This window comes from Streptomyces sp. NPDC002853, assembly GCF_053591915.1.
The window spans coordinates 106815-129849 of sequence record NZ_JBSFUS010000010.1 but is presented as its reverse complement, the minus strand read 5'-3'; the positions used below and the strand labels follow the sequence as shown (position 1 = coordinate 129849).

The following is a 23035-nucleotide window of genomic DNA, read 5'->3' as shown; positions in this document are numbered from 1 at the left end:
TGCGGGCCGGGATTTTTCTGCAGATCGGCCCAGGGCCTACTTCTCCGCGTCACCCTTGCCGGAAGCCACCGGCTTGCGGAGTTGGATGTTCAGTTCGCGGAGGCGGGACTCCTCGAGCTCCGAGGGGGCGCCCATCATGAGGTCCTGGGCGTTGCCGTTGAGCGGGAAGGCGATCGTCTCGCGGATGTTCGGCTCGTCCGCGAGCAGCATCACGATGCGGTCGACGCCGGGGGCGATGCCGCCGTGCGGCGGGGCGCCGAGGCGGAACGCGCGGAGCATGCCCGCGAACTCCCGCTCGACCGTCTCCGCTTCGTACCCCGCGATCGCGAAGGCCTTGAGCATGACCTCGGGCTCGTGGTTACGGATCGCGCCGGAGGACAGCTCGATGCCGTTGCAGACGATGTCGTACTGCCAGGCGAGGATGTCGAGGGGGTCCTTCTCCTGAAGGTCCTTCATGCCGCCCTGGGGCATCGAGAAGGGGTTGTGGGAGAAGTCGATGCGACCCGTCTCCTCGTCCTTCTCGTACATCGGGAAGTCGACGATCCAGCAGAAGCGGAAGACGCCCTCTTCGAAGTGGCCGGCGCGCTTGGCGGCCTCCACGCGGACGGCCGACATGATCTTCGAGACCTCGTCGAACTCGCCCGCACCGAAGAAGACCGCGTGGCCCGCCTCAAGACCGAGGCGCTTCGTGAGCTCCTCTACGTTCGCCTCCGTCAGGAACTTCGCGATCGGGCCCGTCAGCGAGCCGTCCTCGGCCACGCGCACCCAGGCGAGGCCCTTCGCGCCCTGCTCGACCGCGTAGTCACCGAGGCCGTCGAAGAACTTGCGGGACTGCGATGCCGTGTCCGGGACGGGGAGGGCCCGGACGTGCTTGCCCGCGAACGCCTTGAACTCGGAGTCCGCGAAGATGTCCGTGATGTCGGTCAGTTCGAGCTTCGCGCGCAGGTCCGGCTTGTCGTTGCCGTACTTCAGCATCGACTCGCGGAACGGGATGCGCGGGAACGGGGACGTGACCTCGCGGCCGTTCCCGTACTCGGTGAAGATCTCCGTCATGAGCTTCTCGATGGGCTGGAAGACGTCTTCCTGCTCCACGAAGCTCATCTCGACGTCGAGCTGGTAGAACTCGCCCGGCGAGCGGTCCGCGCGCGCGTCCTCGTCGCGGAAGCACGGCGCGATCTGGAAGTAGCGGTCGAAGCCCGAGATCATCAGGAGTTGCTTGAACTGCTGGGGGGCCTGGGGGAGCGCGTAGAACTTGCCCGGGTTCAGGCGGGACGGCACGACGAAGTCGCGGGCGCCCTCGGGGGACGTCGCGGCGAGGATCGGCGTCGCCATCTCGTTGAAGCCGAGGGCCACCATCTTCGAGCGGATGGAGGCGATCACGGACGAGCGCAGCATGATGTTGCGGTGCATGCGCTCGCGGCGCAGGTCCAGGAAGCGGTACTCAAGGCGCCGCTCCTCGTTCACGCCGTCGTCCGCGTTGATCGTGAACGGGATCTGCTGGGCGGCGCCGAGCACCTCGACCTCGGCGGCCTCGATCTCGATCTCGCCCGTGGGCAGCTCGGGGTTCACGTTCTCCGCGCCGCGCGAGACGACCTTGCCGTCGATGCGGACGACCGTCTCCTTGGAGAGCTTGTCGAGCGTCTCGGCGGCGGCCGTGCCGGGGCGGGCCACCAGCTGCGTGATGCCGTAGTGGTCGCGCAGATCGATGAAGAGGATGCCGCCCAGGTCTCGGCGATTGTGCAGCCAGCCGCTCAGCCGGACGTCGGAGCCGACGTCAGAGGCGCGGAGCTCGCCGCAGGTGTGGGACCTGTACCGATGCATCTTCGTTCATCCAGTCTTCGCGAATAGGGGAGAGAGCAGACAAGCCTTAAGGCTACCGTCCGGGCGGAGATCGCTTTCCGGATTACCTCCCCGATCACCCGTGGAGCGCTCCCCGCCGTCTCCGGCGGTGGCGACTTGTCCATCGATCTTCCTAAAGTGGGTCAATGCGCACCGACGATCCCTTGCAGCAGGCGGGGCAGGCCGGGGACGAACCCCTGCCTCCCGTCCGGGACGTCCTTGCCGCGATCGCGACCGGCCTGTGGCGCTGGGACAACTCGGCCGGCGTCGTCACGCTCGACGCCGAGGCGGCCCGGCTCCTCGGCCTCCCTCCGCACCCCCAGGCCCTCACCGAGGCCGGTGTGCGCTCGCGTTTCCACCCCGTCGACTGGAACGAGATCGACGGCATCGTCCAGCTCGCCGTCGCCGAGGGCACCCTCGCCGAGGCCCGCCTGCGGATCATGGACGACCAGGGCCGTGTCATCCGCATCGTGCGCAGCCGCTCCAAGCCGGTCGTGGACGAGGCCACGCACTCGTACGAGCTCATCGGCACCCTCCAGGAGGTCACCGAGCCCCCGCCGGGCGCCGCCGCCCGCACCCCCGTGACCGGCGACTGGCGGCGCTCCCGCGAGGCCTTCCTGCTCGACGCGGGGCGCGCGCTCGCCGAGGCGCGGTCCACGGAGGAAGTGCTGCGGGTGGCCAGCGGGCTCTCCATGCCGGGGTTCTCGCCGGACGGGCTCGGTGTCTTCGGGGTCGAGGGTGACCGGCTGAAGATCATCGGGCATTACGGGCACCAGCCGGGGGACGATCTGCCCTTCTCGGCGATGCCCCTGGACACGGACTATCCGGCCGCCGAGGTGGTCCGCACGGGCCGCGCGGTCTATCTCTCATCGCCCGAGGAGTACCACCGCCGCTATCCCGCCACGTGGCCGCTCGCCCGCCCCTTCGACCGGCAGTCGTGGGCGTTCCTGCCGCTGACCGTCGCGGGCCGCACGATGGGCGCCTGGCTCGCGGCCTTCGCCTACCCCGTGTCGTTCACGCCGGACGAGCGCTCCGTCCTGACCACGGTGGCCCGGATGCTGGCCCAGGCCCTGTCGCGGGCGGGGGTCGCGGAGTCGGAGCGGGAGCTCACGGAGGGCCTGCAGCGCTCGATGCTGCCGCTGCTCGGGCCGCGCATCCCGGGGATGTCGGTGGCCGCGCGGTACGTGCCCACCGGTGGCGGGCTCCAGGTGGGCGGCGACTGGTACGACATGATCCCGCTGCCCAGCGGCCGCATCGCCTTCGTCATCGGCGACGTACAGGGGCATGACGTGCGCGCGGCCGGGCTCATGGGCCAGCTGCGGATCGCCCTGCGCGCGTACGCCTCCGAGGGGCACCGCCCGGACGCCGTGCTCTCCCGGGCGACCCGCTTCCTCTCCGGGATCACGGACGGCATCACGATCGGGTCGGACGGCGACGCGGGCGGCGACCCCGCCGACCCGCGCTTCGCGACCTGCCTCTACGTGGAGGCGGACCCCGTCACCGGCATCCTGGAGATCGCCCGCGCGGGCCACCCGGAGCCGGCGATACGGATGAGCGACGGAACGGTCCTGCTGCGCCCCACGGCCGGCGGACTGCCGCTCGGCATCGACCCGGACGCGGACTACCCCACGACCCGGCTCGTCCTGGAGGCCGGCGAGACGATGCTGATCTGCACCGACGGCCTCATCGAGACCGGCGGCCATGACCTGGACAGCGGCTGGACGAGGATCCGCAAGATCCTGGAGGGGCACGGGGGCGACGGTGACGACGACGGCCTCGAAGAGCTCGCCGACACCCTCGTACAAGCCGTGCACGGGCCTTCCTCGCATCACACCACCGGCCCCTTGGTGGACCGGCGCGAGGACGACATCGCGGTCCTGCTCCTTCGCAGGGCCGGCCACCCCGCCCACCGCACGCCCGCCCGGCGCACCGTCCTGACGGTCGCGCAGGCCGAGCCGGAGCGGATCGCGGGGGCGCGGCGCCATGTCCGGGAGCTGCTGCACGACTGGGCCGTCCCCGATCAGGTCGACTCGGCGGTCCTGATGGTCTCCGAGATGATCACGAACGTGCTGGTGCACACGGACGGCGACGCGCTGCTCGTCGCCGAGGTCATCGGGGAGCCGGGCTCGCGGCGCCTGCGGGCCGAGGTCTCGGACGGCAGCGACGACCTGCCGCACAAGCGCCACCCCGGTGAACTGGCGTCGTCCGGGCGGGGACTGGTCCTGATGGAGCTGCTCGCCGACGAGTGGGGGGTGGAGCCGCGGGGCGAGGGCAAGAGCATCTGGTTCGAGCTCTACGAGGGGGACGGGGACGACTGATCAGACGCGGGGTGGGTCGGCGCCCGCTTCCGCCGCCGCGTTCCGGTCCCGCAGCTCGGCGATCACCCCGAAGGCCGCCGCCGTCACGGGCACGGCGAGGAGCATCCCCAGGATTCCCGCCACGGACGCCCCCGCGGCGATGGCCAGCATGACGATGGCGGGGTGCATCTGCACGGTCCGCGACTGGATCACCGGCTGCAGTACGTGTCCTTCGAGCACCTGCACCGCGAGGACCACGCCGAGGGCCCACAGCGCGATGACGAACCCCCGGTCGGCGAGCGCGACCAGGACGGCGACGGCGCCGGAGATGAACGCGCCCAGATAGGGGATGTAGGCGCCGATGAACACGAGCGCGCCGAGCCCCCACGCCCCGGGCACCCCCAGGATCAGGAGCCCGACGGTGATGCAGAGGGCGTCGATCAGGGCGATGAACGTGGTCCCGCGCATGAAGCCCTCGACGGCCTCGAAGGCGCGCCGCCCCATGGCCTCGACGGTGTCGGCGGTGCCGCGCGGCGCGAGCGAGCGCATGGACCCGAGGGCCCGGTCGGAGTCGCGCAGGAAGAAGAACACGAGCAGCAGCGCGAGGACCGCCATGGCGATCATCTCGCCGACGACGCTGAGCCCGCTGATCACCCCGGACGCGGCCGAGCCGCCGAACTTGCCGAGCAGGTCCTTGGCGTTGGACGCCATGTCGTCCAGGGAGGTCCCCGCGGCACCGAAGTGCTCCGAGAGGTCGGTGGCGGCCTGCTTCAGGGAGGCGACGATCTGGTCGCCGGTGTCGATCAGGGCCTTGACCACGATGTACATGGCGCCGCCCACGACCGCGACGACGGCAGCGCAGGTGAGCCCGGCGGCCAGCGACCGCTGCACCTTCATCTTCAGGAGCCAGCGGTAGACGGGTCCCAGGAGTGCCGTGCCGAGGAGGGCGAGCAGCACCGGGGTGGCGGCCGTCTTGAAGGTGACGAAGAGCCAGATCGCCACGGCGGCCACGCCCGTGACGAGCAGGAGGACCACGCACCAGGCGGCGGTGCGGCGTACGGGCTCGGGCAGGAGGGTGCTCACCCTCCTACCCGAGCATGGCCTCTTCGGGCCCGCACGTTATGTACGGCTACATGCCGTGCACGGCCGGGACCGTGCCGAGCAGACCCTTCTGGAAGTCCTCGAAGGCCTGCTGGAGCTCGGCCTGACTGTTCATCACGAACGGTCCGTAGTGCGCCATGGGCTCACGGATCGGCTGTCCGCCGAGCAGTACGACCTCCAGGTCGGGGGTGTTCCCGTCCTGCTTCTCGTCCGCGCGGACGGTCAGCGAGGAGCCGGAGCCGAAGACGGCCGTCTGGCCCATGTGGACCGGGCGGCGCTCGGCACCGACCGTGCCGCGCCCCGCGAGCACGTACGCGAGGCCGTTGAAGTCCTCGCGCCAGGGGAGCGTGACCTCGGCGCCGGGGCGCACGGTCGCGTGGATCATCGTGATCGGCGTGTGCGTGATGCCGGGGCCCTGGTGGCCGTCGAGCTCACCGGCGATGACGCGCAGGAGCGCGCCACCGTCGGGGGAGGTCAGGAGTTGCACCTGGCCGCCGCGGATGTCCTGGTAGCGGGGGTCCATCATCTTGTCCCGCGCCGGCAGGTTCACCCAGAGCTGGAGGCCGTGGAAGAGGCCGCCGGACTGGACGAGGGACTCCGGCGGGGCCTCGATGTGCAGGAGGCCGCTGCCCGCGGTCATCCACTGCGTGTCGCCGTTCTGGATGGTGCCGCCGCCGCCGTTCGAGTCCTGGTGCACGAACGTGCCGTCGATCAGGTAGGTGACCGTCTCGAAGCCGCGGTGGGGGTGCCAGGGCGTGCCCTTGGGCTCCCCGGCGCCGTACTCCACCTCACCCATCTGGTCCATCATGATGAACGGGTCGAGGTGCTTGTAGTTGATCCCCGCGAACGCCCGGCGCACCGGGAATCCCTCGCCCTCGAAACCGCTGGGCGCGGTCGTCACGGCGAGCACGGGGCGGGCCACGGCGTCGCCGGACGCGGCCACACGGGGCAGGGTCAGCGGGTTCTCGACAGTCACAGCGGGCATGTCGTGCCTCCTTCTTCGTACGCTCACTTTAGTTGAACGTAGAACTTCTTGCCACCGGGAACGCGGAACGCCCGGAGGGAATTCCCTCCGGGCGTCCCGGGTGGCCTGAATCCGCGGGCGGCGGCTAGCCGTACATCCGGCGCATGGCGAAGTCGACCATCTGCTCGACGGCCTTGGCGTCGAAGACCATGCGGTGCTCGCCCTCCATGTCCAGGACGAAGCCGTAACCGGTGGGGAGGAGGTCGATGACCTCGGCGCCCGTGATCACGAAGTACTTGGACTCCTTGCCCGCGTACCTGCGCAGCTCCTTGAGGGAGGTGAACATCGGGATGACCGGCTGCTGGGTGTTGTGCAGGGCGAGGAAGCCGGGGTTGTCGCCACGCGGGCAGTAGACCTTCGAGGTGGCGAAGGCCTGCTGGAAGTCCTCGGCGGACATCGAGCCCGTGGTGAAGGCGCGCACCGCGTCCGCGAGGGACGGGGGCGACGGCTCGGGGTAGAGCGGAGGCTGCTGTGCGTACCCTTGCGCGCCGCCCGGCATCTGCTGCGGCGGCGGCTGGGCCCCGGGCGGGGCGTACTGCTGCTGGGCGCCTGGGCTCTGGTCGTAGCCGTACATGTCCGCAAGAGTACTGAGCCCGCACGAGGACTGAGTCACAGATGCCCTATTAGGGGTTGCTTCTTATTACTGGCGGGTAGCATCATCGTAGCTACTTGCTGGTACTGATCCTGTTGATCCCTTTCTGCTTACGGAGCCGTCGCCATGGGGCACTACAAGTCGAATCTCCGCGACATCGAGTTCAACCTCTTCGAGGTGCTCGGCCGCGACAAGCTGTACGGCACCGGCCCGTTCGCCGAGATGGACGTCGACACCGCCAAGAGCATCCTCGAGGAGCTGCGCCGCCTCGCCGAGAACGAGCTGGCCGAGTCCTTCGAGGACGCCGACCGCAACCCGCCGGTCTTCGACCCGGCGACCAACACCGCTCCCGTACCGGCGTCCTTCAAGAAGAGCTACCAGGCCTTCATGGACTCCGAGTACTGGCGCCTCGGCCTGCCCGAGGGCATCGGCGGCACGACCGCTCCCCGCTCCCTGATCTGGGGTTACGCGGAGCTGCTGCTCGGCGCCAACCCTGCCGTGTGGATGTACTCCTCCGGTCCGGCGTTCGCGGGCATCCTGCACGACGAGGGCAACGACGCGCAGAAGAAGATCGCCGCCATCGCCGTCGAGAAGCAGTGGGGCTCGACGATGGTCCTGACCGAGCCGGACGCCGGTTCGGACGTGGGCGCGGGCCGCACCAAGGCCGTCAAGCAGGAGGACGGCTCCTGGCACATCGAGGGCGTGAAGCGCTTCATCACGTCCGGTGAGCACGACATGTCGGAGAACATCCTCCACTACGTCCTCGCCCGCCCCGAGGGCCACGGCCCCGGCACGAAGGGCCTCTCGCTCTTCCTCGTCCCGAAGTACGAGTTCGACTGGGAGACCGGCGAGCTCGGCGAGCGCAACGGCGTGTACGCGACGAACGTCGAGCACAAGATGGGCCTCAAGGCGTCCAACACGTGCGAGATGACGTTCGGCGACCAGCACCCCGCCAAGGGCTGGCTGATCGGCGACAAGCACGACGGCATCCGCCAGATGTTCATGATCATCGAGTTCGCCCGCATGATGGTCGGCACGAAGGCCATCGCGACGCTCTCGACGGGTTACCTCAACGCCCTGGAGTACGCCAAGGAGCGCGTGCAGGGCCCGGACCTCGCCCAGTTCATGGACAAGACGGCGCCCAAGGTCACCATCACGCACCACCCGGACGTACGCCGCTCGCTGATGACGCAGAAGGCGTACGCGGAGGGCATGCGCGCCCTGGTGCTGCACACCGCGGCCGTCCAGGACGACATCCAGATCAAGGAGGCGGCGGGCGAGGACGCGTCGGCGCTGATCGCCCTGAACGACCTCCTGCTTCCCATCGTCAAGGGCTACGGCTCGGAGAAGTCGTACGAGCAGCTGGCGCAGTCGCTCCAGACGTTCGGCGGCTCGGGGTACCTCCAGGAGTACCCCATCGAGCAGTACATCCGGGACGCCAAGATCGACACCCTCTACGAGGGCACGACCGCCATTCAGGGCCAGGACTACTTCTTCCGGAAGATCGTCCGCAACCAGGGTGCCGCGCTGAACGGCCTCGCCGAGGAGATCAAGAAGTTCCTCGCGGTCGGCACGGGCGGCGAGGCCCTGGCCGGGGCCCGCGAGGAGCTGGCCAAGGCCGCGGTCGAGCTGGAGGCCATCGTCGGCGTCATGCTGACGGACCTCGCGGCCACCGAGCAGGACGTGAAGTCCATCTACAAGGTGGGCCTCAACACGACCCGCCTCCTGATGGTCTCGGGTGACGTGGTCGTCGGCTACCTGCTGCTGCGTGGCGCGGCGGTGGCCGCGGAGAAGCTGGCGACGGCTTCCGCGAAGGACAAGCCCTTCTACGAGGGCAAGATCGCCGCGGCCAAGTTCTTCGCCGCGAACGTCCTGCCGGGCGTCGCCAACGAGCGGAAGCTCGCCGAGGGCGTGGAGCTGGACCTGATGGAGCTGGACGAGGCGGCGTTCTAGCCTCCCCGCGACGCTTGAGGCGGCCCGCTCCCGTTCCGGGGGCGGGCCGCTGTCGTATGCGGGGTAACCGGGTGGGTGGCGGCAGAGGGACACCAGTTGCGGGCAGTTCCCGTACAGAACCTCCCGGAAAAGGCCGCCCTCGCCCGGAGGAACCGCTAGTTAGGCTGGAAGCCATGAGCACATCTGCCCGCCCGTCTCCCGCCGCCGCCCCCGCAAAGAGCGCTTCGCGCGCCCCTCTTGCCTTCGACCGCGGCCACTCCGACGACCTCCTGGCCTTCCTGGCGGCGAGCCCCTCGCCGTATCACGCGGTGGCGTCCGCCGCGGAGCGGCTGGAGAAGGCCGGTTTCCGGCAGGTCGAGGAGACCGACGCCTGGGACGGGACGACCGGCGGGAAGTATGTGCTGCGTGGCGGCGCGATCATCGCCTGGTACGTCCCCGAGGGCGCCACCCCCCACACCCCGTACCGCATCGTCGGCGCCCACACCGACTCACCGAACCTCCGCGTGAAGCCGAAGCCGGACTCGGGAGCGCACGGCTGGCGCCAGGTCGCCGTCGAGATCTACGGCGGCCCGCTGCTCAACTCCTGGCTCGACCGCGACCTCGGCCTCGCGGGACGGCTCTCGCTGCGGGACGGCTCGACACGCCTGGTGAACATCGACCGGCCGCTCCTGAGGGTGCCGCAGCTGGCCATCCACATGGACCGCGGCGTCGTCGCCGACGGCCTCAAGCTCGACAAGCAGAAGCACATGCAGCCCATCTGGGGCCTCGGCGACGACGTCCACGAGGGCGACCTCATCGGCTTCCTGGAGGAGGAGGCGGGCCTCTCCCCCGGCGACGTCACCGGCTGGGACCTGATGACGCACCCCATCGAGGCGCCCGCCTACCTCGGCCGCGACCGCGACCTCATCGCGGGCCCGCGGATGGACAACCTCCTGTCCGTACACGCCTGTACGGCGGCGCTGGCCGCCGTCGCCACGGCGGACGGCGCCGGCTCCCTGCCGTACATCCCCGTGTTCGCCGCCTTCGACCACGAGGAGAACGGCTCCCAGTCCGACACGGGCGCGGACGGCCCGCTCCTCGGCTCGGTGCTCGAACGCTCCGTGTTCGCGCGCGGCGGCACGTACGAGGACAGGGCCCGCGCCTTCGCCGGCACGGTCTGCCTCTCCTCCGACACGGGCCACGCCGTGCACCCCAACTACGCGGAGCGGCACGACCCGACGCACCACCCGCGCGCCAACGGCGGCCCGATCCTCAAGGTCAACGTCAACAACCGGTACGCCACGGACGGCGCGGGCCGTGCCGTGTTCGCGGCCGCCTGCGACAAGGCCGGCGTGCCCTTCCAGAGCTTCGTCTCGAACAACGCGATGCCCTGCGGCACGACGATCGGGCCGATCACCGCGGCCCGGCACGGCATCAAGACCGTCGACATCGGCGTCGCGATCCTCTCCATGCACAGCGTGCGCGAGCTGTGCGGGGCGGACGACCCGCACCTTCTCGCCAATGCGCTCGTGGCCTTCCTCGAAGGCTGAACGAGGAGAACCGAAGGCCGATTTCCGCTTATCCGTGTGGTCGAGCCGGGTCCGGGTACCCGGGTGCCCTGCCACGACTTAGGGAGGCGGTCCACATGGGCCTGGGCGGATGCATCATTCTGATCGCCGCGGGCGCCATCCTCACGTTCGCCACCGACTGGGAGATGGAAGGCATCAATCTCACCGTCACCGGTCTGATCATGATGGCCGTGGGCGTGATCGGCGTCGCCGCGTTCACCAATGCTCGCCGCAAGACAGTCGTGCCCCCGGGCGCGACCGTGGTCGAGACGGACGACGACCACCACCACCGCTACTGACGGCCGGTCCCGCTCGCGGGCCGATGTTTTCAGCCGCTCCTCGTCGCCGGGCACGGCGGCCACCTCCGTGGCCGCCGTGCCCGGCGATAGTCTTGGGTCTTGTTCGAAACATGATGCGAGGCGCGGGCGCGGAGCGCGGGCGCGGCAGAGGAGTTGAGGCCAGGTGGAGTTCCAGCTGCTCGGACCGGTGAGCGTCGCCGGAGGCAGCGGACCCGTCCCCCTCGGCCCGGCCAAGCGCCGCAGCCTGCTCGCGGCGCTGCTGCTGCGGGCGGGCACGCCGGTCTCGGTGGACGCCCTGACCGAGACCCTGTGGGACGGCGAACCGCCGCTGCACGCGCGCACCGTCATCCAGGGCCACATCTCCCGGCTGCGCGCCCTGCTCGTCGAGGCCGGCCTGGACGCGTACGGCGTGGAACTCGCCACGCAGGGCGGTGCGTACGCCCTGCAGTTCCCGGAGACCCTGCTCGACGTCAGCCGCTTCGAGGACCTCGTCAAACTGGCCGGACGGCAGCGGGAGCCCTCGGACACGGCCCTGATGCTGCGCGAGGCGCTGGCCCTGTGGAACGGGCCCGCGCTGACCGGCACCGTCGCCACCGAGCCGATGCTGGCCGCCGCGCGGGGCCTGGAGGAGAGCCGCCTCGTCACCGTCGAGCAGCTCGCCGAGGCGTACGGAAAGCTCGGCTCGCACGGCCAGGCCGTGGGGCTGCTGCGTGCCGAGTCCGTCCAGCACCCGCTGCGGGAAGCCCTGGTGGCGGCCCTGATGCGGGCCCTTCAGCGGTGCGGCAGGCAGTCCGAGGCGCTGGAGTTCTACCACCGGACGCGCGAACTCCTCGCCGAGGAGCTGGGGGTGGACCCCGGCAAGAAGCTGCGCCGGGCGTACGAGGAGATCCTCAACGGCGAGCCCGACACCGGGGCCCACCCGATGCTGGGCGCCCCTCCGCCGCGCCGGCGCGGGCGGTACGACATGGGCCTCGGGGGTGGCGGTGCTTCCCCCGCCGCGTCCGCGGGCTCCGCCGGGCCTCCCGCCCGCGTGGACGGAAACCGGGCCGCGCGTCCGGCAGGACCGTCCCCGGTCGAGGCGGACCTGGGGCCCGCGGCCGGGGAAACGCGGCCCACGGCGCCGGGCTCCGATGCCCGAAAAGCGAGCCCCGCCGCCGCTCCCGTCACCCCCGATGCCGTCGCCACCCCCGACACCCCGGCGGAAGGGACCCCGCCGGGCAACGCGACCCCCCGCCTGCTGCCCCGGGCGCCCCGCGCCTTCGCCGCCCGCGAGGAGCAGCTCGCCGCCCTGGAGACCGTGCTGGCCGAGGAGACGGAGGCGCCGATCGTCCTGCTCACGGGCGCCGCGGGCGTGGGGAAGACCGCCCTCGTCCTGCAGTGGGCGCACCACCACGCGGACTCGCGGACGGAGGGCCACCTCTATGCGGACCTCCGCGGTTTCAGCGGCGGCGACCCCGCCCACCCCGAACGCGTCCTGCGGGAGTTCCTCCTCGCCCTGGGCGTGCGGCAGCAGGACGTGCCGGCCGGCATCGAACCGGCGGCGGCCCTCTACCGCTCGCTGCTCGCCGAACGGCGCATCGTCGTCGTACTCGACAACGCCCACGACTCCGCCCAGGTCCGCCCGCTCCTGCCCGGTGCGCCCCACTGCACCACCCTCATCACCAGCCGCAACCGCCTCGACGGCCTCGTCGCGTCGGACTGCGCGCGCCCCGTGCCGGTCGGCGCGCTCAGCGAGCGCGACGGAGCCGAGCTGTTCCTCCGCGCCCTGGGGCAGAGCGCCGGTCTGGACGCCGACTCCGATGACGTACGCCGGATCGCCCGCCTCTGCGACGGCCTCCCGCTGGCCCTGCGCACCGCCGCCGCCCGGCTCATCGGGCGCCCCCAGCGGTCCGTGGCGGGGCTTGCCGCCGAACTCGCCGACGAGGAGCAGCGGCTGGCCCTGCTCTCCGCCGAGGACACCGGTGTCGCGGCCGCGCTGCGTACCTCGGTGGCCCAACTTCCGGGCAGTGACGCCTGGTTGCTCGCCGCGCTGGCCCGCGCCTCCACCCCGGACGTGGACGCGCACAGGGCCGCCGACCTCGCGGGGGCGAACGTATCCGCCACCCGCGAGGGACTCGACCGCCTGGCCGCGGCACACCTGATCCAGGAGGAGGGCGCGGGGCGCTACGTCCTGCCCGATCTGGTCCGGCTCTTCGCCCGCGGCCTGGACGGGTCCGGAACGGCGACGTTCCGCAGGCCCCGCCCCGAGGAGCTGCGGCGGCCCGCGACGGGCTCCTCCATGTGACCCCGGGCCCCGGCCCCGGCCGGAATCTCCCCGTGCGACGCGTGAACGAGTCATTAGCCAGGTGTTAGCGGAACGCCAGCGGCGGGCGGCAGGCTCAGTGGAGCAAGCCCGAGCGACCACCACTCACGGGGGAGTCACCGCCATGCGCACCACTGCTCGCAGCACGCGTGCCGCGCTCGCCGTCGCGGCGCTCGCCGCGCTCTCCCTCTCGCTCACGGCGTGCGGGGGCGATGACGGCACAGCGAGCGGGAGCGGGGGCAGCAGCGGTAGCGGGGGCGCCGGAGGTGAAGCGTCCGGCACCGGCAAGGCGTCGGGCACCGCGTCCAGTGGTCCCCGATCACCCGCTCCGGCCGCCGACGGCGACTGCACGCCGCGCACCGCGGAGATCAGCATGGAGGACACCGGCGGCACCGCGCCCGTCGTCCTGCTCAAGATCACCAACAACGGCGGCAAGGCCTGCGCGGTCCTCGGCGCCCCCGTCGTCAGCGATCCGACGGCGGGCAAGAACCTCCCGGTGGCCCGGAACACCCGCCCCCGCTCGGTCGTCCGCCTCGCGCCCGACCGGTCCGCCTACGCCGCGATCAACCTCGCGAGCATCGACGCCGACAGGACCCACCGCTCCAAGACCCTCGGCGTCACGCTCGTCGCCAAGGGCGGCAAGGCCACGGACGGCCGCGTCACGGTGAACTCCCCCGGCGCGGCGGGCCTGCTGCTCGACGCGGGCTCGCGCGTCACGTACTGGCAGAACAACCTCGAGGACGCCATGTCGTAGCAGACTCCGCGTCCTCCCCTGATCCACAGCCGGTCTGTGTCCCACTTTCCCCCGAGTGGCACGGGCCGGCTGTGTCATGCCCGCCACGGGGTAGGCATCGCCGCATGAAACTTCTCGTACGCGACCGGCTGCTCGGCATCGGTGACGACTACTGGATCGAGGACGACCAGGGCCAAAAGGTCTTCCTCGTCGACGGCAAGGCGATGCGCCTGCGCGAGACCTTCGAGCTGAAGGACATGGAGGGCCGCGTCCTCATCGACATCCGCGCCAAGATGCTGGCGCTGCGCGACACGATGGTGATCGAGCGGGACGGCGACGAGCTGGCCACGGTCAAGCGCAAGCGCCTCTCGCTCCTGCGCAACCACTACCGCGTGGACCTGGTCGACGGCACCGAGCTCGACGTGAGCGGCAAGATCCTGGACCGCGAGTTCGCCATCGAGTACGACGGCGAGCTCCTGGCCGACATCTCCCGCCGCTGGTTCCGGGTCCGCGACACGTACGGCCTCCAGATCGTCCGGGACGACGCCGACGCGTCCCTCCTCCTGGCCGTCGCGGTCTGCGTGATCCGCCTTGCCGAGAAGGAGCGGGGCGACGACGACTGAGGAGATGGGACGCGGCGTCAGCGCCGGGGAGCGGCCGTCCCGAGGAGCCGGTCCTTCAGCGCGGGGAACTGCTCGCGCGTGGCGGCGACCTTCGCCGGGTCGAGCTCGACGGTGAGGACCTCCTCGCCGTCCCCCGCCTCGGCGAGCACCTCGCCCCACGGGTCGACGACGATGCTGTGCCCGGCCTGGGGAACCCCGGCGTGCGTACCGCCCGTTCCGCACGCGAGGACGAACACCTGGTCCTCGACCGCCCGCGCCCGGGCGAGCAGCGTCCAGTGCTCACGCCGCCGCGCGGGCCAGCCCGCGGGGACGACGAACATCTCGGCGCCCGCGTCGACGAGCCCCCGGAAGAGCTCGGGGAAGCGGAGGTCGTAGCAGGTGGCGAGTCCGATCGTCGTCTCCGGTGTGCGCACGGTGACCAGTTCGCCGCCCGCGCCCATCAGGACGGCCTCGCCCTTGTCGAAGCCGAACCGGTGGATCTTCCGGTACGAGGCGGCGAGTTCACCCTCGGGCGAGAAGACGAGGGAGGTGTTGTAGAGGTCCCCCGAGGCGTCCCTCTCCGGAATGGACCCGGCGTGCAGCCAGACGCCCGCGTCACGCGCGGCCTTGGCCATGGCTTCGTACGTGGGACCTTCGAGCGACTCCGCCTCGGTCGCGAACGTCTCGTACGCGAAAGCACCCGTGGTCCACAGTTCGGGAAGAACGACGAGATCCGGCCGCTCTCGCGCGGCGACCGCACGCACCAGTGAAGAGACCCGCGAGCGGCGGGAATTGACCGGTTCGCCCTCGTCTACGGCGATCTGGATGAGGGAGGCGCGCACACTACCACCGTCCTGGCATTCGACCCGTCAATGCGGGCCTACGATCGTCACACGAAAGCACTGCCGGGGTGCCTGCGGGCAGCGTAACTTAACGTCCCAGACACCCACCGCCCGCGTACGACCGTCGAGGGGTCCCGTGAGTCTCCATCCCAGCCTGCAAACCTACGCCGACGCCTGGACCCAATCCGTATCAGCCATATCCGAGCTGGTGTCACCGCTCGCCGAGGGAGAGTGGAACTGGGCCACGCCCTGCCCCGGCTGGTCGGTGCGGGATGTCGTCTCCCACGTCATAGGCCTGGACTGCGAGATGCTGGGCGACCCGCGTCCCATCCACACCCTGCCGCGCGATCTGTACCACGTACAGACCGAGGGCCAGCGGTACATGGAGGTGCAGGTCGACGTCCGGCGCCACCACACCGCGCCCGAGATGACCTCCGAGCTGGAGTACACGATCATCCGCCGCTCACGGCAGCTGCGGAACGAGTCGCGTGACCCCTCCCACAAGATCCGTGGCCCGCTCGGCACCGAGCAGACCCTCGAACTGGCCATGCGGATGCGGGCGTTCGACGTCTGGGTGCACGAGCAGGATCTGCGTACGACGCTGAAGAAGCCCGGCGACCTGGACTCCCAGGGCGCGTTGGTGGCGCGGGACCTCCTGCTGCAGGGACTGCCCAAGGTCGTCGCCAAGAAGGCCGCGGCCCCGGCGAACTCGGCGGTCGTCTTCGACGTGAGCGGGCCCGTCGAGTTCCTGCGCACGGTCCGCGTCGACGCCGACGGCCACGCCACGGTCGACAGTGCCCCCTCGCTCGGCCCGCTCGCCACGCTGAGCCTGGACTGGGAGACGTACTTCCGCCTCGCCTGTGGCCGCGTCACGCATGCATCGGTGGCCGACCGGATCAAGGTCGAGGGCGATCACGGCCTGGGTGAGGCGATCCTGCGGGAGTTCGCGGTCACGCCGTAGCCCTGCCTGGCCCGCCTTGGTCCGCCGCGGCTCAGACGGGTACGTGGACTGCCTCGACGCGGCTGGCGACCAGACGTTCCTTCTCCCTGCGCACCGCGCGCGTCCGCAGCCGCAGGATCTGGCTGAGGCCGACCGCTTCGAGGACGAAGACGGCGGAGAAGGCGATCCGGTAGTTGTCGCCGGTCGCGTCCAGGAGCACGCCGATGGCAAGGAGCGTCGTCATGGAGGCGACGAAGCCGCCCATGTTGACGATGCCGGACGCGGTGCCCTGACGCTCCGGCGGGTTCGCGGGTCGCGCGAAGTCGAAGCCGATCATGGATGCGGGGCCGCAGGCGCCGAGCACGGTGCACAGCGCGATGAGCAGGCCCATCGGGGCGTGGTCGCCGGGGTAGTGGATCGTGATCGCCCACATCGCGGCCGTCATGGCGACGGTGCCGATGGCAAGGGGTGTGCGGGCCGCGTGGTGCCGGGCGACGATCTGGCCGTAGACCAGGCCCACCACCATGTTGGACAGCACGACGAGGGTGAGCAGCGCCCCGGCCGTCCCGCGCGAGAGGCCCTGCGCCTCGACGAGGAACGGCAGGCCCCACAGGAGCAGGAACACCATCGCGGGGAACTGGGTGGTGAAGTGCACCCAGAGGCCGAGCCGGGTGCCGGGCTCGCGCCAGCTCAGGGCGATCTGCTTGCGCACGAAGGCCCCGCCGGTGTGCCGCACCGGCTCCGGCTCGTGCCCCTCGGGGTGGTCCTTGAGGAACAGCGTCATCAGGACGAGGACGACGACGCCGCAGAGCGCGCTGCCCGCGAAGGCGGCGGTCCAGCCGACGGAGTGCAGGAGCCGGGCGAGGACGAGGGTGGAGACGAGGTTGCCCGCCATGCCGACCAAACCGGCGAGCTGGGCGACCAGCGGGCCGCGCCGGGCCGGGAACCAGCGGGTGCCCAGGCGCAGCACGCTGATGAAGGTCAGCGCGTCCCCGCAGCCGAGGAGCGCGCGGGACGCGAGCGCCATTCCGTACGAGGGGGAGAAGGCGAAGCCGAGCTGTCCCAGCGTGAAGAGCACGACTCCGATGGTCAGCACGCGCTTGGTGCCGAGCCGGTCGACCATCAGGCCGACGGGTATCTGCATGCCCGCGTAGACGAGCAGCTGGAGGATCGAGAAGGTCGAGAGCGCGGACGCGTTGACGTGGAAGCGGTCGGCGGCGTCGAGCCCGGCGACGCCGAGGGAGGTCCGGAAGATGACGGCGACGAAGTAGACGGCGACACCGATGCCCCAGACGAGCATCGCCTTCTTGCCGCCGGGGGGATCGCCGGGGAGGGAGAGGGGGGCGGAGGTCGCGCTCATCGGACCTCGCCCCTGGCAAGGTTCTGGAACCACCCGACGTGCCGGGTGACGACCGCCTCGGCCGCTTCCGCGTCCCCGGCGCGCAACGCGTCCAGGATCTCCTCGTGCTCGGCGAGCGTCTTGGCGATCCGGTCGGGGTGGGAGTGCATCACGGCGACGCCCATCCGCAGCTGCCGGTCGCGGAGCTGGTCGTACAGGCGGGACAGGATCTCGTTCCCCCCGCTGCGCACGATCTCCGCGTGGAAGCACCGGTCGGTCACGGCGGCAGCGGAGAAGTCCCCGGCTGCGGCCTGCTCCCGCTGCTGCCGCAGCAGCTCCTCCAGGCGGGCGATCAGCGCCGAAGGCGCAGGCACCGCCTTGCGCACCGAGTGTGTCTCGACCAGAAGCCGCGTCTCGACGACATCGGCGATCTCCTGCACGGACACCGGCAGGACCAGCGCGCCCTTCTTCGGGTAGAGCCGAAGGAGCCCCTCCACCTCCAGCTTCAGGAGGGCCTCGCGCACCGGGGTGCGGGACACCCCGACGGCCTCGGCGAGCTCGCCCTCGGTGAGAAGCGTGCCGCCCTCGTACCGACGGTCGAGCACGCCCTGCTTGACGTGCGCGTACACCCGCTCCGCGGCGGGTGGCTGCTTCAGGGGGCGAGCAGGGGCCCGGGAGGGGGACGAGACGGGTGCGACAGGCATGCGCACAGCATAGATACAACACGTACCCATGAGGTCGTCCATTCCACGATCCGGACATCACCCACATCACCCTGAATTGACGGCGCTCAGGGCGCATCCATTTGCCCCTCCCGTGTGTCTCACTATCGAGCGGCACCCTCATGTGGCCGCATTCCAGGGGCATTTGGAGCATTCAACTTGAACACCCCCATTAAGGGCATTCGCCGCGCATCGGCCGTAATCGTCACTGCGGGTGCGGTAATCGCGGGCGGAGCCCTCACGACCCCGGCCCATGCGGCCGCACTGCCGAAGCCGTCGATCGCCGCCAAGGGCGGCTACGTCATGAACAACGGCACGGGCAAGACGCTCTTCACCAAGGCCGCGGACACCCGCCGTTCGACGGGCTCGACCACCAAGATCATGACGGCGAAGGTGGTGCTCTCGCAGCCGAACCTGAACCTCAACACCAAGGTCAAGGTCGAAAAGGCCTACAGCGACTACATCGTCAGGAACACCGCCTCGTCCGCCCGGCTCATCGTCGGCGACAAGGTCACCGTCCGCCAGCTCCTGTACGGCTTGATGCTGCCGTCCGGCTGCGACGCGGCGTACGCCCTCGCGGACAAGTTCGGCAAGGGCACCACCCGCTCCGCCCGCGTGAAGTCGTTCATCGGCAAGATGAACGCGCAGGCCAGGAGCCTCGGCATGACGAACACCCACTTCGACTCGTTCGACGGCATCGGCAACGGAAGCAACTACTCCACGCCCCGCGACCTGACGAAGCTCGCCAGCAGCGCGATGAAGAGCTCCACGTTCCGTACGGTCGTGAAGACGAAGTCGACGAAGCAGAAGGTCACCACGAAGAGCGGCGGCTACCGCTACATGTCGTGGTCGAACACGAACACCCTGCTCGGCAGCTACAGCGGCGCCATCGGCGTGAAGACGGGGTCCGGCCCGCAGGCCAAGTACTGCCTGGTCTTCGCCGCGACGCGCAGCGGCAAGACGGTCATCGGCACGGTCCTCACCTCGACCTCGTCGGCCAATCGCACGAAGGACGCGAAGAAGCTGATGGACTACGGCTTCAAGAAGTAGGCACCCGCGGACTTACGTCGAAGGGGGCCCGCCGCGTTGCACGCGGCGGGCCCCCTCTGACGTGATCTCCGGGTCTACGCCCAGGTGATGAGGCGCTTGGGCTGCTCCAGGATCGCCGCCACATCGGCAAGCACCTTGGAGCCGAGCTCGCCGTCGACCAGGCGGTGGTCGAAGGAGAGCGCGAGCGTCGTCACCTGACGCGGCTTGACCTTACCCTTGTGGACCCAGGGCTGGAGCTTGATCGCGCCGACCGCGAGGATCGCGGACTCGCCGGGGTTCAGGATCGGCGTGCCGGTGTCGACGCCGAAGACGCCGACGTTCGTGATCGTCACCGTGCCGCCCTGCATCGCGGCCGGCGACGTCTTGCCCTCGCGGGCGGTGGACACCAACTCACCGAGGGACTCGGCCAGTTCCGGCAGCGTCTGGGCCTGCGCGTCCTTGATGTTCGGCACGATCAGGCCGCGCGGGGTCGCGGCGGCGATGCCCAGGTTCACGTAGTGCTTCTGGACGATCTCCTGGTTCGCCTCGTCCCAGGCCGCGTTGACGGCCGGGTTGCGCCGGATCGCCACGAGCAGCGCCTTGGAGATCAGCAGGAGCGGATTCACGCGCAGACCCGCGAAGGCCTTGTCCTGCTTCAGCTCCTCGACCAGCTTCATCGTCCGCGTCACGTCCACCGTCACGAACTCCGTGACGTGCGGTGCCGTGAAGGCCGAGCCGACCATCGCCTGGGCGATGGCCTTGCGCACGCCCTTGACGGGGATACGGGTCTCGCGGGCGCCGGCGCCGACCGCGGGGGCGGCTGCTCCGTCGGGAGCGGCGGCTTCGGCCTCGGCCGGCACCTGCTCCGGCGCGGATACCGGGGCCGGGGCGGAGGCGGCGGCCGGGGCGGAGGCCGGAGCCACCGCCGCGTGCACGTCCTCGCGCGTGATGATCCCGTCGGGGCCGGACGGGACGATGGCCGCGAGGTCAACTCCCAGGTCCTTGGCGAGCTTGCGCACCGGCGGCTTGGCCAGCGGCCGGCTGCCGACGGGGGCGGCGGGCGCGGCGGCGGCCGCCGAACCGGAGCCGTTCAGCTCGGCCTGGACCGCTGCCGCGTAGTACGTCCCGGCGGCCTCCGCCTGCTCCGAAGCGGCCTTGCGCGCACGGCGCTTCGTCGAGGACTCGGCGACCCCGTAGCCCACGAGCACGGGCTGCCGGCCCTCGGGAGCGGGCTCCTCGGCAGGAGCCACCTCGGCAGGAGCCACCTCGGCGGGAGCCGCCTGCGCCGGAGCCGCGGCCTCGGCGGGAGCGGCGGCCTCAGCGGGGGCGGCAGGCGCGGCGGACGCGCTTCCGCCGGACACGTCCACCGAGATGATCACCTGGCCGACATCGACCGTGGTGCCCTCGGGGAAGCGCAGTTCGCTCACGACACCGTTGAACGGAATGGGCAGTTCCACGGCGGCCTTGGCCGTCTCGACCTCGCACACCACCTGCCCGTCGGTGACCGTGTCACCGGGAGCAACGAACCACTTGAGGATCTCTGCCTCGGTGAGCCCCTCGCCCACGTCGGGCATCTTGAACTCGGCGAGCGCAGTACTTGTCATCGTCGTCACGACCCTCTCCCTCAGTACGCCAGCGAGCGGTCGACAGTGTCGAGCACCCGGTCGAGGCCCGGCAGGTACTCCTCTTCCAACCGCGCGGGCGGATACGGCGCGTGGAAGCCGCCGACCCGCAGCACGGGAGCTTCGAGGTGGTAGAAGCACCGCTCGGTGATGCGCGCGGCGATCTCCGCGCCCGCACCCAGGAAGACGGGGGCCTCGTGGACCACGACGAGCCGCCGCGTCTTCTCGACCGAGGCCTGCACCGCGTCGAAGTCCATCGGCGACATGGAGCGCAGGTCCACGACCTCAAGGGACTTGCCCTCCTCGGCTGCGGCCGCCGCGGCCTCCAGACAGACCTTCACCATCGGGCCGTACGCGACGAGCGTCAGGTCCGTGCCCTCGCGGGCGACCCGGGCCTTGTGCAGCGGCGCCGGGATGGCGTCCGTGTCGACCTCGCCCTTGTCCCAGTAGCGCCGCTTCGGCTCGAAGAAGATCACCGGGTCGTCGCTCTGGATGGCCTGCTGCATCATCCAGTAGGCGTCCGACGAGTTCGAGGGCGAAACGACCTTCAGGCCCGCCACGTGCGCGAACAGCGCCTCGGGCGACTCGCTGTGGTGCTCGACGGCGCCGATTCCGCCGCCGTACGGAATGCGGATGACGACCGGCATCTTGATCTTGCCGAGCGCGCGGGCGTGCATCTTCGCGAGCTGCGTGACGATCTGGTCGTACGCCGGGAAGACGAAGCCGTCGAACTGGATCTCCACCACCGGGCGGTAGCCCCGCAGGGCCAGGCCGATGGCCGTGCCGACGATGCCCGACTCGGCGAGCGGGGTGTCGATGACACGGTCCTCGCCGAAGTCCTTCTGGAGCCCGTCCGTCACCCGGAAGACGCCGCCGAGCTTGCCGACGTCCTCGCCCATGATGAGGACCTTGGGGTCGGTGTCGAGCGCCTTGCGCAGCGATTCGTTGATCGCTTTGGCGAGGGGAAGCTTCTGTACGCCCATGGTCACTTACCGCCTTCTTCAGCGAAGGACGCCTGGTACGCGGCGAACTGCGCGCGCTCCTCGTCGACCAGCGCATGCCCGTCCGCATACGCGTTCTCGAAGATCGCCATCAGATCCGGATCCGGCATCGCCCGCACCACCTCTCGCACTCGCTTTCCCAACGCTTCGCTCTCCGCATCGAGTTCCGCGAAGAATCCCTCATCAGCGTGACCTTCGGACTCGAGATAGGTCCGCAGGCGCAGGATCGGGTCCTTGGCCTCCCAGGCCTCGCGCTCGTCGTCGTTGCGGTACTTGGTCGGGTCGTCGGACGTGGTGTGCGCGCCCATGCGGTAGGTGAACGCCTCGATGAGCGCCGGGCCCTCGCCCGTACGCGCCCTCTCCAGGGCCCACTTGGTGACGGCGAGCACGGCGAGGACGTCGTTGCCGTCGACCCGCACACCGGGGAAGCCGTAGCCCTGTGCGCGCTGGTAGAGCGGCACCCGGGTCTGCTTCTCGGTGGGCTCGGAGATCGCCCACTGGTTGTTCTGGCAGAAGAACACGACGGGAGCGTTGTAGACCGCGGAGAAGGTGAACGCCTCGGCGACGTCGCCCTGGCTGGAGGCGCCGTCCCCGAAGTACGCGACCACCGCCGAGTCCGCGCCGTCCTTGGCCACGCCCATGGCGTAGCCGGTGGCGTGCAGGGTCTGCGAGCCGATGACGATCGTGTACAGGTGGAAGTTGTTGGTGTTCGGGTCCCAGCCACCGTTGTTCACGCCGCGGAACATGCCGAGCAGGTTCGTCGGGTCCACCCCGCGGCACCAGGCGACGCCGTGCTCGCGGTAGGTGGGGAAGACGTAGTCGTCGTCGCGGGTGGCGCGGCCCGAGCCGATCTGGGCGGCTTCCTGGCCGAGCAGCGAGGCCCACAGGCCCAGCTCGCCCTGGCGCTGCAGGGAGGTGGCCTCGGCGTCGAAGCGGCGGGTGAGAACCATGTCGCGGTACAGGGCGCGCAGCTCGTCGGCGGTGATGTCCGCGACGTACGAGTCGTACACGGCGTTGTCCGCGTGCTTGACCCGCTTGCCCTCAGGCGTCAGCAGCTGGACAAGCTGGGGTTCCGTGCTCTTGGCGCCGGCCGTGCTCTTCTTCGGCGCGGCCTTCTTGGCGCTTGCGCGCTTGCCGCCGCTGGTCGTGCTGCGGCGCGGTGTGCGCGCGGCGGTGCTCTCCACGGTCACGTGTGCTCCTCCGTCGGTCCGGCCCCCGGGGGTTACCGGGTAAGCCAGTGCGGCTCGCCTG

General features: G+C 70.6%; 19 protein-coding genes. 9 read left to right on the top strand and 10 right to left on the bottom strand.

The features are described from left to right. Nucleotides 1–36: 36 nt before the first annotated feature. On the bottom strand, nt 37–1821 hold the full coding sequence (gene aspS, locus ACWD02_RS27500; protein ID WP_451215096.1) for an aspartate--tRNA ligase: 1785 nt from the start codon (nt 1819–1821) through the stop codon (nt 37–39). A 164-nt stretch (nt 1822–1985) separates the two neighbouring features. On the opposite strand from aspS, the gene ACWD02_RS27495 reads away from it, so the two are divergent. Beyond that, on the top strand, nt 1986–4157 hold the full coding sequence (locus ACWD02_RS27495) for a SpoIIE family protein phosphatase (RefSeq protein ID WP_451215095.1): 2172 nt from the start codon (nt 1986–1988) through the stop codon (nt 4155–4157). On the opposite strand, the gene ACWD02_RS27490 is transcribed toward ACWD02_RS27495, so the two are convergent. From ACWD02_RS27490 to ACWD02_RS27480, 3 genes are all read right to left on the bottom strand, one after another. After that, nucleotides 4158–5219, bottom strand: coding sequence for an AI-2E family transporter (locus ACWD02_RS27490; protein ID WP_451215094.1), 1062 nt, complete (start codon nt 5217–5219; stop codon nt 4158–4160). A 46-nt stretch (nt 5220–5265) separates the two neighbouring features. After that, nucleotides 5266–6222 (bottom strand): pirin family protein, encoded by a 957-nt coding sequence (locus tag ACWD02_RS27485; protein ID WP_451215093.1) that lies wholly within the window; start codon nt 6220–6222, stop codon nt 5266–5268. Between the two features lie 124 nt (nt 6223–6346). Beyond that, the gene (locus tag ACWD02_RS27480) at nt 6347–6835 is read right to left on the bottom strand and encodes an SseB family protein (RefSeq protein WP_363210398.1); all 489 of its coding nucleotides are present in this window, start codon (nt 6833–6835) and stop codon (nt 6347–6349) included. A gap of 144 nt (nt 6836–6979) precedes the next feature. On the opposite strand from ACWD02_RS27480, the gene ACWD02_RS27475 reads away from it, so the two are divergent. From ACWD02_RS27475 to ACWD02_RS27450, 6 genes are all read left to right on the top strand, one after another. After that, on the top strand, nt 6980–8806 hold the full coding sequence (locus ACWD02_RS27475; RefSeq protein ID WP_451215092.1) for an acyl-CoA dehydrogenase: 1827 nt from the start codon (nt 6980–6982) through the stop codon (nt 8804–8806). Nucleotides 8807–8979: 173 nt separating this feature from the next. Continuing rightward, nucleotides 8980–10335 (top strand): M18 family aminopeptidase, encoded by a 1356-nt coding sequence (locus ACWD02_RS27470; protein WP_451215091.1) that lies wholly within the window; start codon nt 8980–8982, stop codon nt 10333–10335. A 95-nt stretch (nt 10336–10430) separates the two neighbouring features. Continuing rightward, nucleotides 10431–10652 (top strand): hypothetical protein, encoded by a 222-nt coding sequence (locus tag ACWD02_RS27465; protein WP_451215090.1) that lies wholly within the window; start codon nt 10431–10433, stop codon nt 10650–10652. A 163-nt stretch (nt 10653–10815) separates the two neighbouring features. After that, nucleotides 10816–12936 carry a BTAD domain-containing putative transcriptional regulator gene (locus tag ACWD02_RS27460; RefSeq protein WP_451215089.1) on the top strand — a complete coding sequence of 707 codons (2121 nt, stop codon included), beginning with the start codon at nt 10816–10818 and terminating at the stop codon, nt 12934–12936. 142 nt (nt 12937–13078) lie between these two features. Next, complete coding sequence (locus tag ACWD02_RS27455; RefSeq protein WP_451215088.1) at nt 13079–13708, top strand: DUF4232 domain-containing protein; 630 nt, start codon at nt 13079–13081, stop codon at nt 13706–13708. A gap of 104 nt (nt 13709–13812) precedes the next feature. Then, on the top strand, nt 13813–14310 hold the full coding sequence (locus ACWD02_RS27450; protein WP_451215087.1) for an LURP-one-related/scramblase family protein: 498 nt from the start codon (nt 13813–13815) through the stop codon (nt 14308–14310). A 17-nt stretch (nt 14311–14327) separates the two neighbouring features. Here the strand turns inward: ACWD02_RS27450 and ACWD02_RS27445 are convergent, their stop codons facing one another. Then, a complete protein-coding gene (locus ACWD02_RS27445) occupies nt 14328–15131 on the bottom strand; it encodes a carbon-nitrogen family hydrolase (RefSeq protein ID WP_451215086.1) in 804 nt (267 codons plus the stop codon). A gap of 136 nt (nt 15132–15267) precedes the next feature. Between ACWD02_RS27445 and ACWD02_RS27440 the strand changes: the two genes are divergently transcribed. Beyond that, complete coding sequence (locus ACWD02_RS27440; RefSeq protein WP_451215085.1) at nt 15268–16092, top strand: maleylpyruvate isomerase family mycothiol-dependent enzyme; 825 nt, start codon at nt 15268–15270, stop codon at nt 16090–16092. 31 nt (nt 16093–16123) lie between these two features. On the opposite strand, the gene ACWD02_RS27435 is transcribed toward ACWD02_RS27440, so the two are convergent. Together ACWD02_RS27435 and ACWD02_RS27430 are read right to left on the bottom strand one after the other, a co-directional pair. Continuing rightward, a complete protein-coding gene (locus tag ACWD02_RS27435; protein ID WP_451215084.1) occupies nt 16124–17431 on the bottom strand; it encodes an MFS transporter in 1308 nt (435 codons plus the stop codon). Further along, nucleotides 17428–18114, bottom strand: a complete 687-nt coding sequence (locus ACWD02_RS27430) for a GntR family transcriptional regulator (protein ID WP_451215083.1) — start codon at nt 18112–18114, stop codon at nt 17428–17430. Before ACWD02_RS27430 ends, ACWD02_RS27435 begins: the two co-directional genes overlap by 4 nt. A gap of 177 nt (nt 18115–18291) precedes the next feature. Between ACWD02_RS27430 and ACWD02_RS27425 the strand changes: the two genes are divergently transcribed. Then, nucleotides 18292–19182: a D-alanyl-D-alanine carboxypeptidase family protein gene (locus tag ACWD02_RS27425; protein ID WP_451215082.1), complete on the top strand. Its 891-nt coding sequence runs from the start codon at nt 18292–18294 to the stop codon at nt 19180–19182. A 74-nt stretch (nt 19183–19256) separates the two neighbouring features. On the opposite strand, the gene ACWD02_RS27420 is transcribed toward ACWD02_RS27425, so the two are convergent. From ACWD02_RS27420 to pdhA, 3 genes are read right to left on the bottom strand one after another with little or no spacing between them, the layout of a single operon-like run. Then, the gene (locus tag ACWD02_RS27420; RefSeq protein ID WP_451215081.1) at nt 19257–20774 is read right to left on the bottom strand and encodes a dihydrolipoamide acetyltransferase family protein; all 1518 of its coding nucleotides are present in this window, start codon (nt 20772–20774) and stop codon (nt 19257–19259) included. Nucleotides 20775–20785: 11 nt separating this feature from the next. Then, the gene (locus ACWD02_RS27415) at nt 20786–21766 is read right to left on the bottom strand and encodes an alpha-ketoacid dehydrogenase subunit beta (protein ID WP_451215335.1); all 981 of its coding nucleotides are present in this window, start codon (nt 21764–21766) and stop codon (nt 20786–20788) included. A 2-nt stretch (nt 21767–21768) separates the two neighbouring features. Further along, complete coding sequence (gene pdhA, locus ACWD02_RS27410; protein ID WP_451215080.1) at nt 21769–22974, bottom strand: pyruvate dehydrogenase (acetyl-transferring) E1 component subunit alpha; 1206 nt, start codon at nt 22972–22974, stop codon at nt 21769–21771. Between the last annotated feature and the right edge of the window lie 61 nt (nt 22975–23035).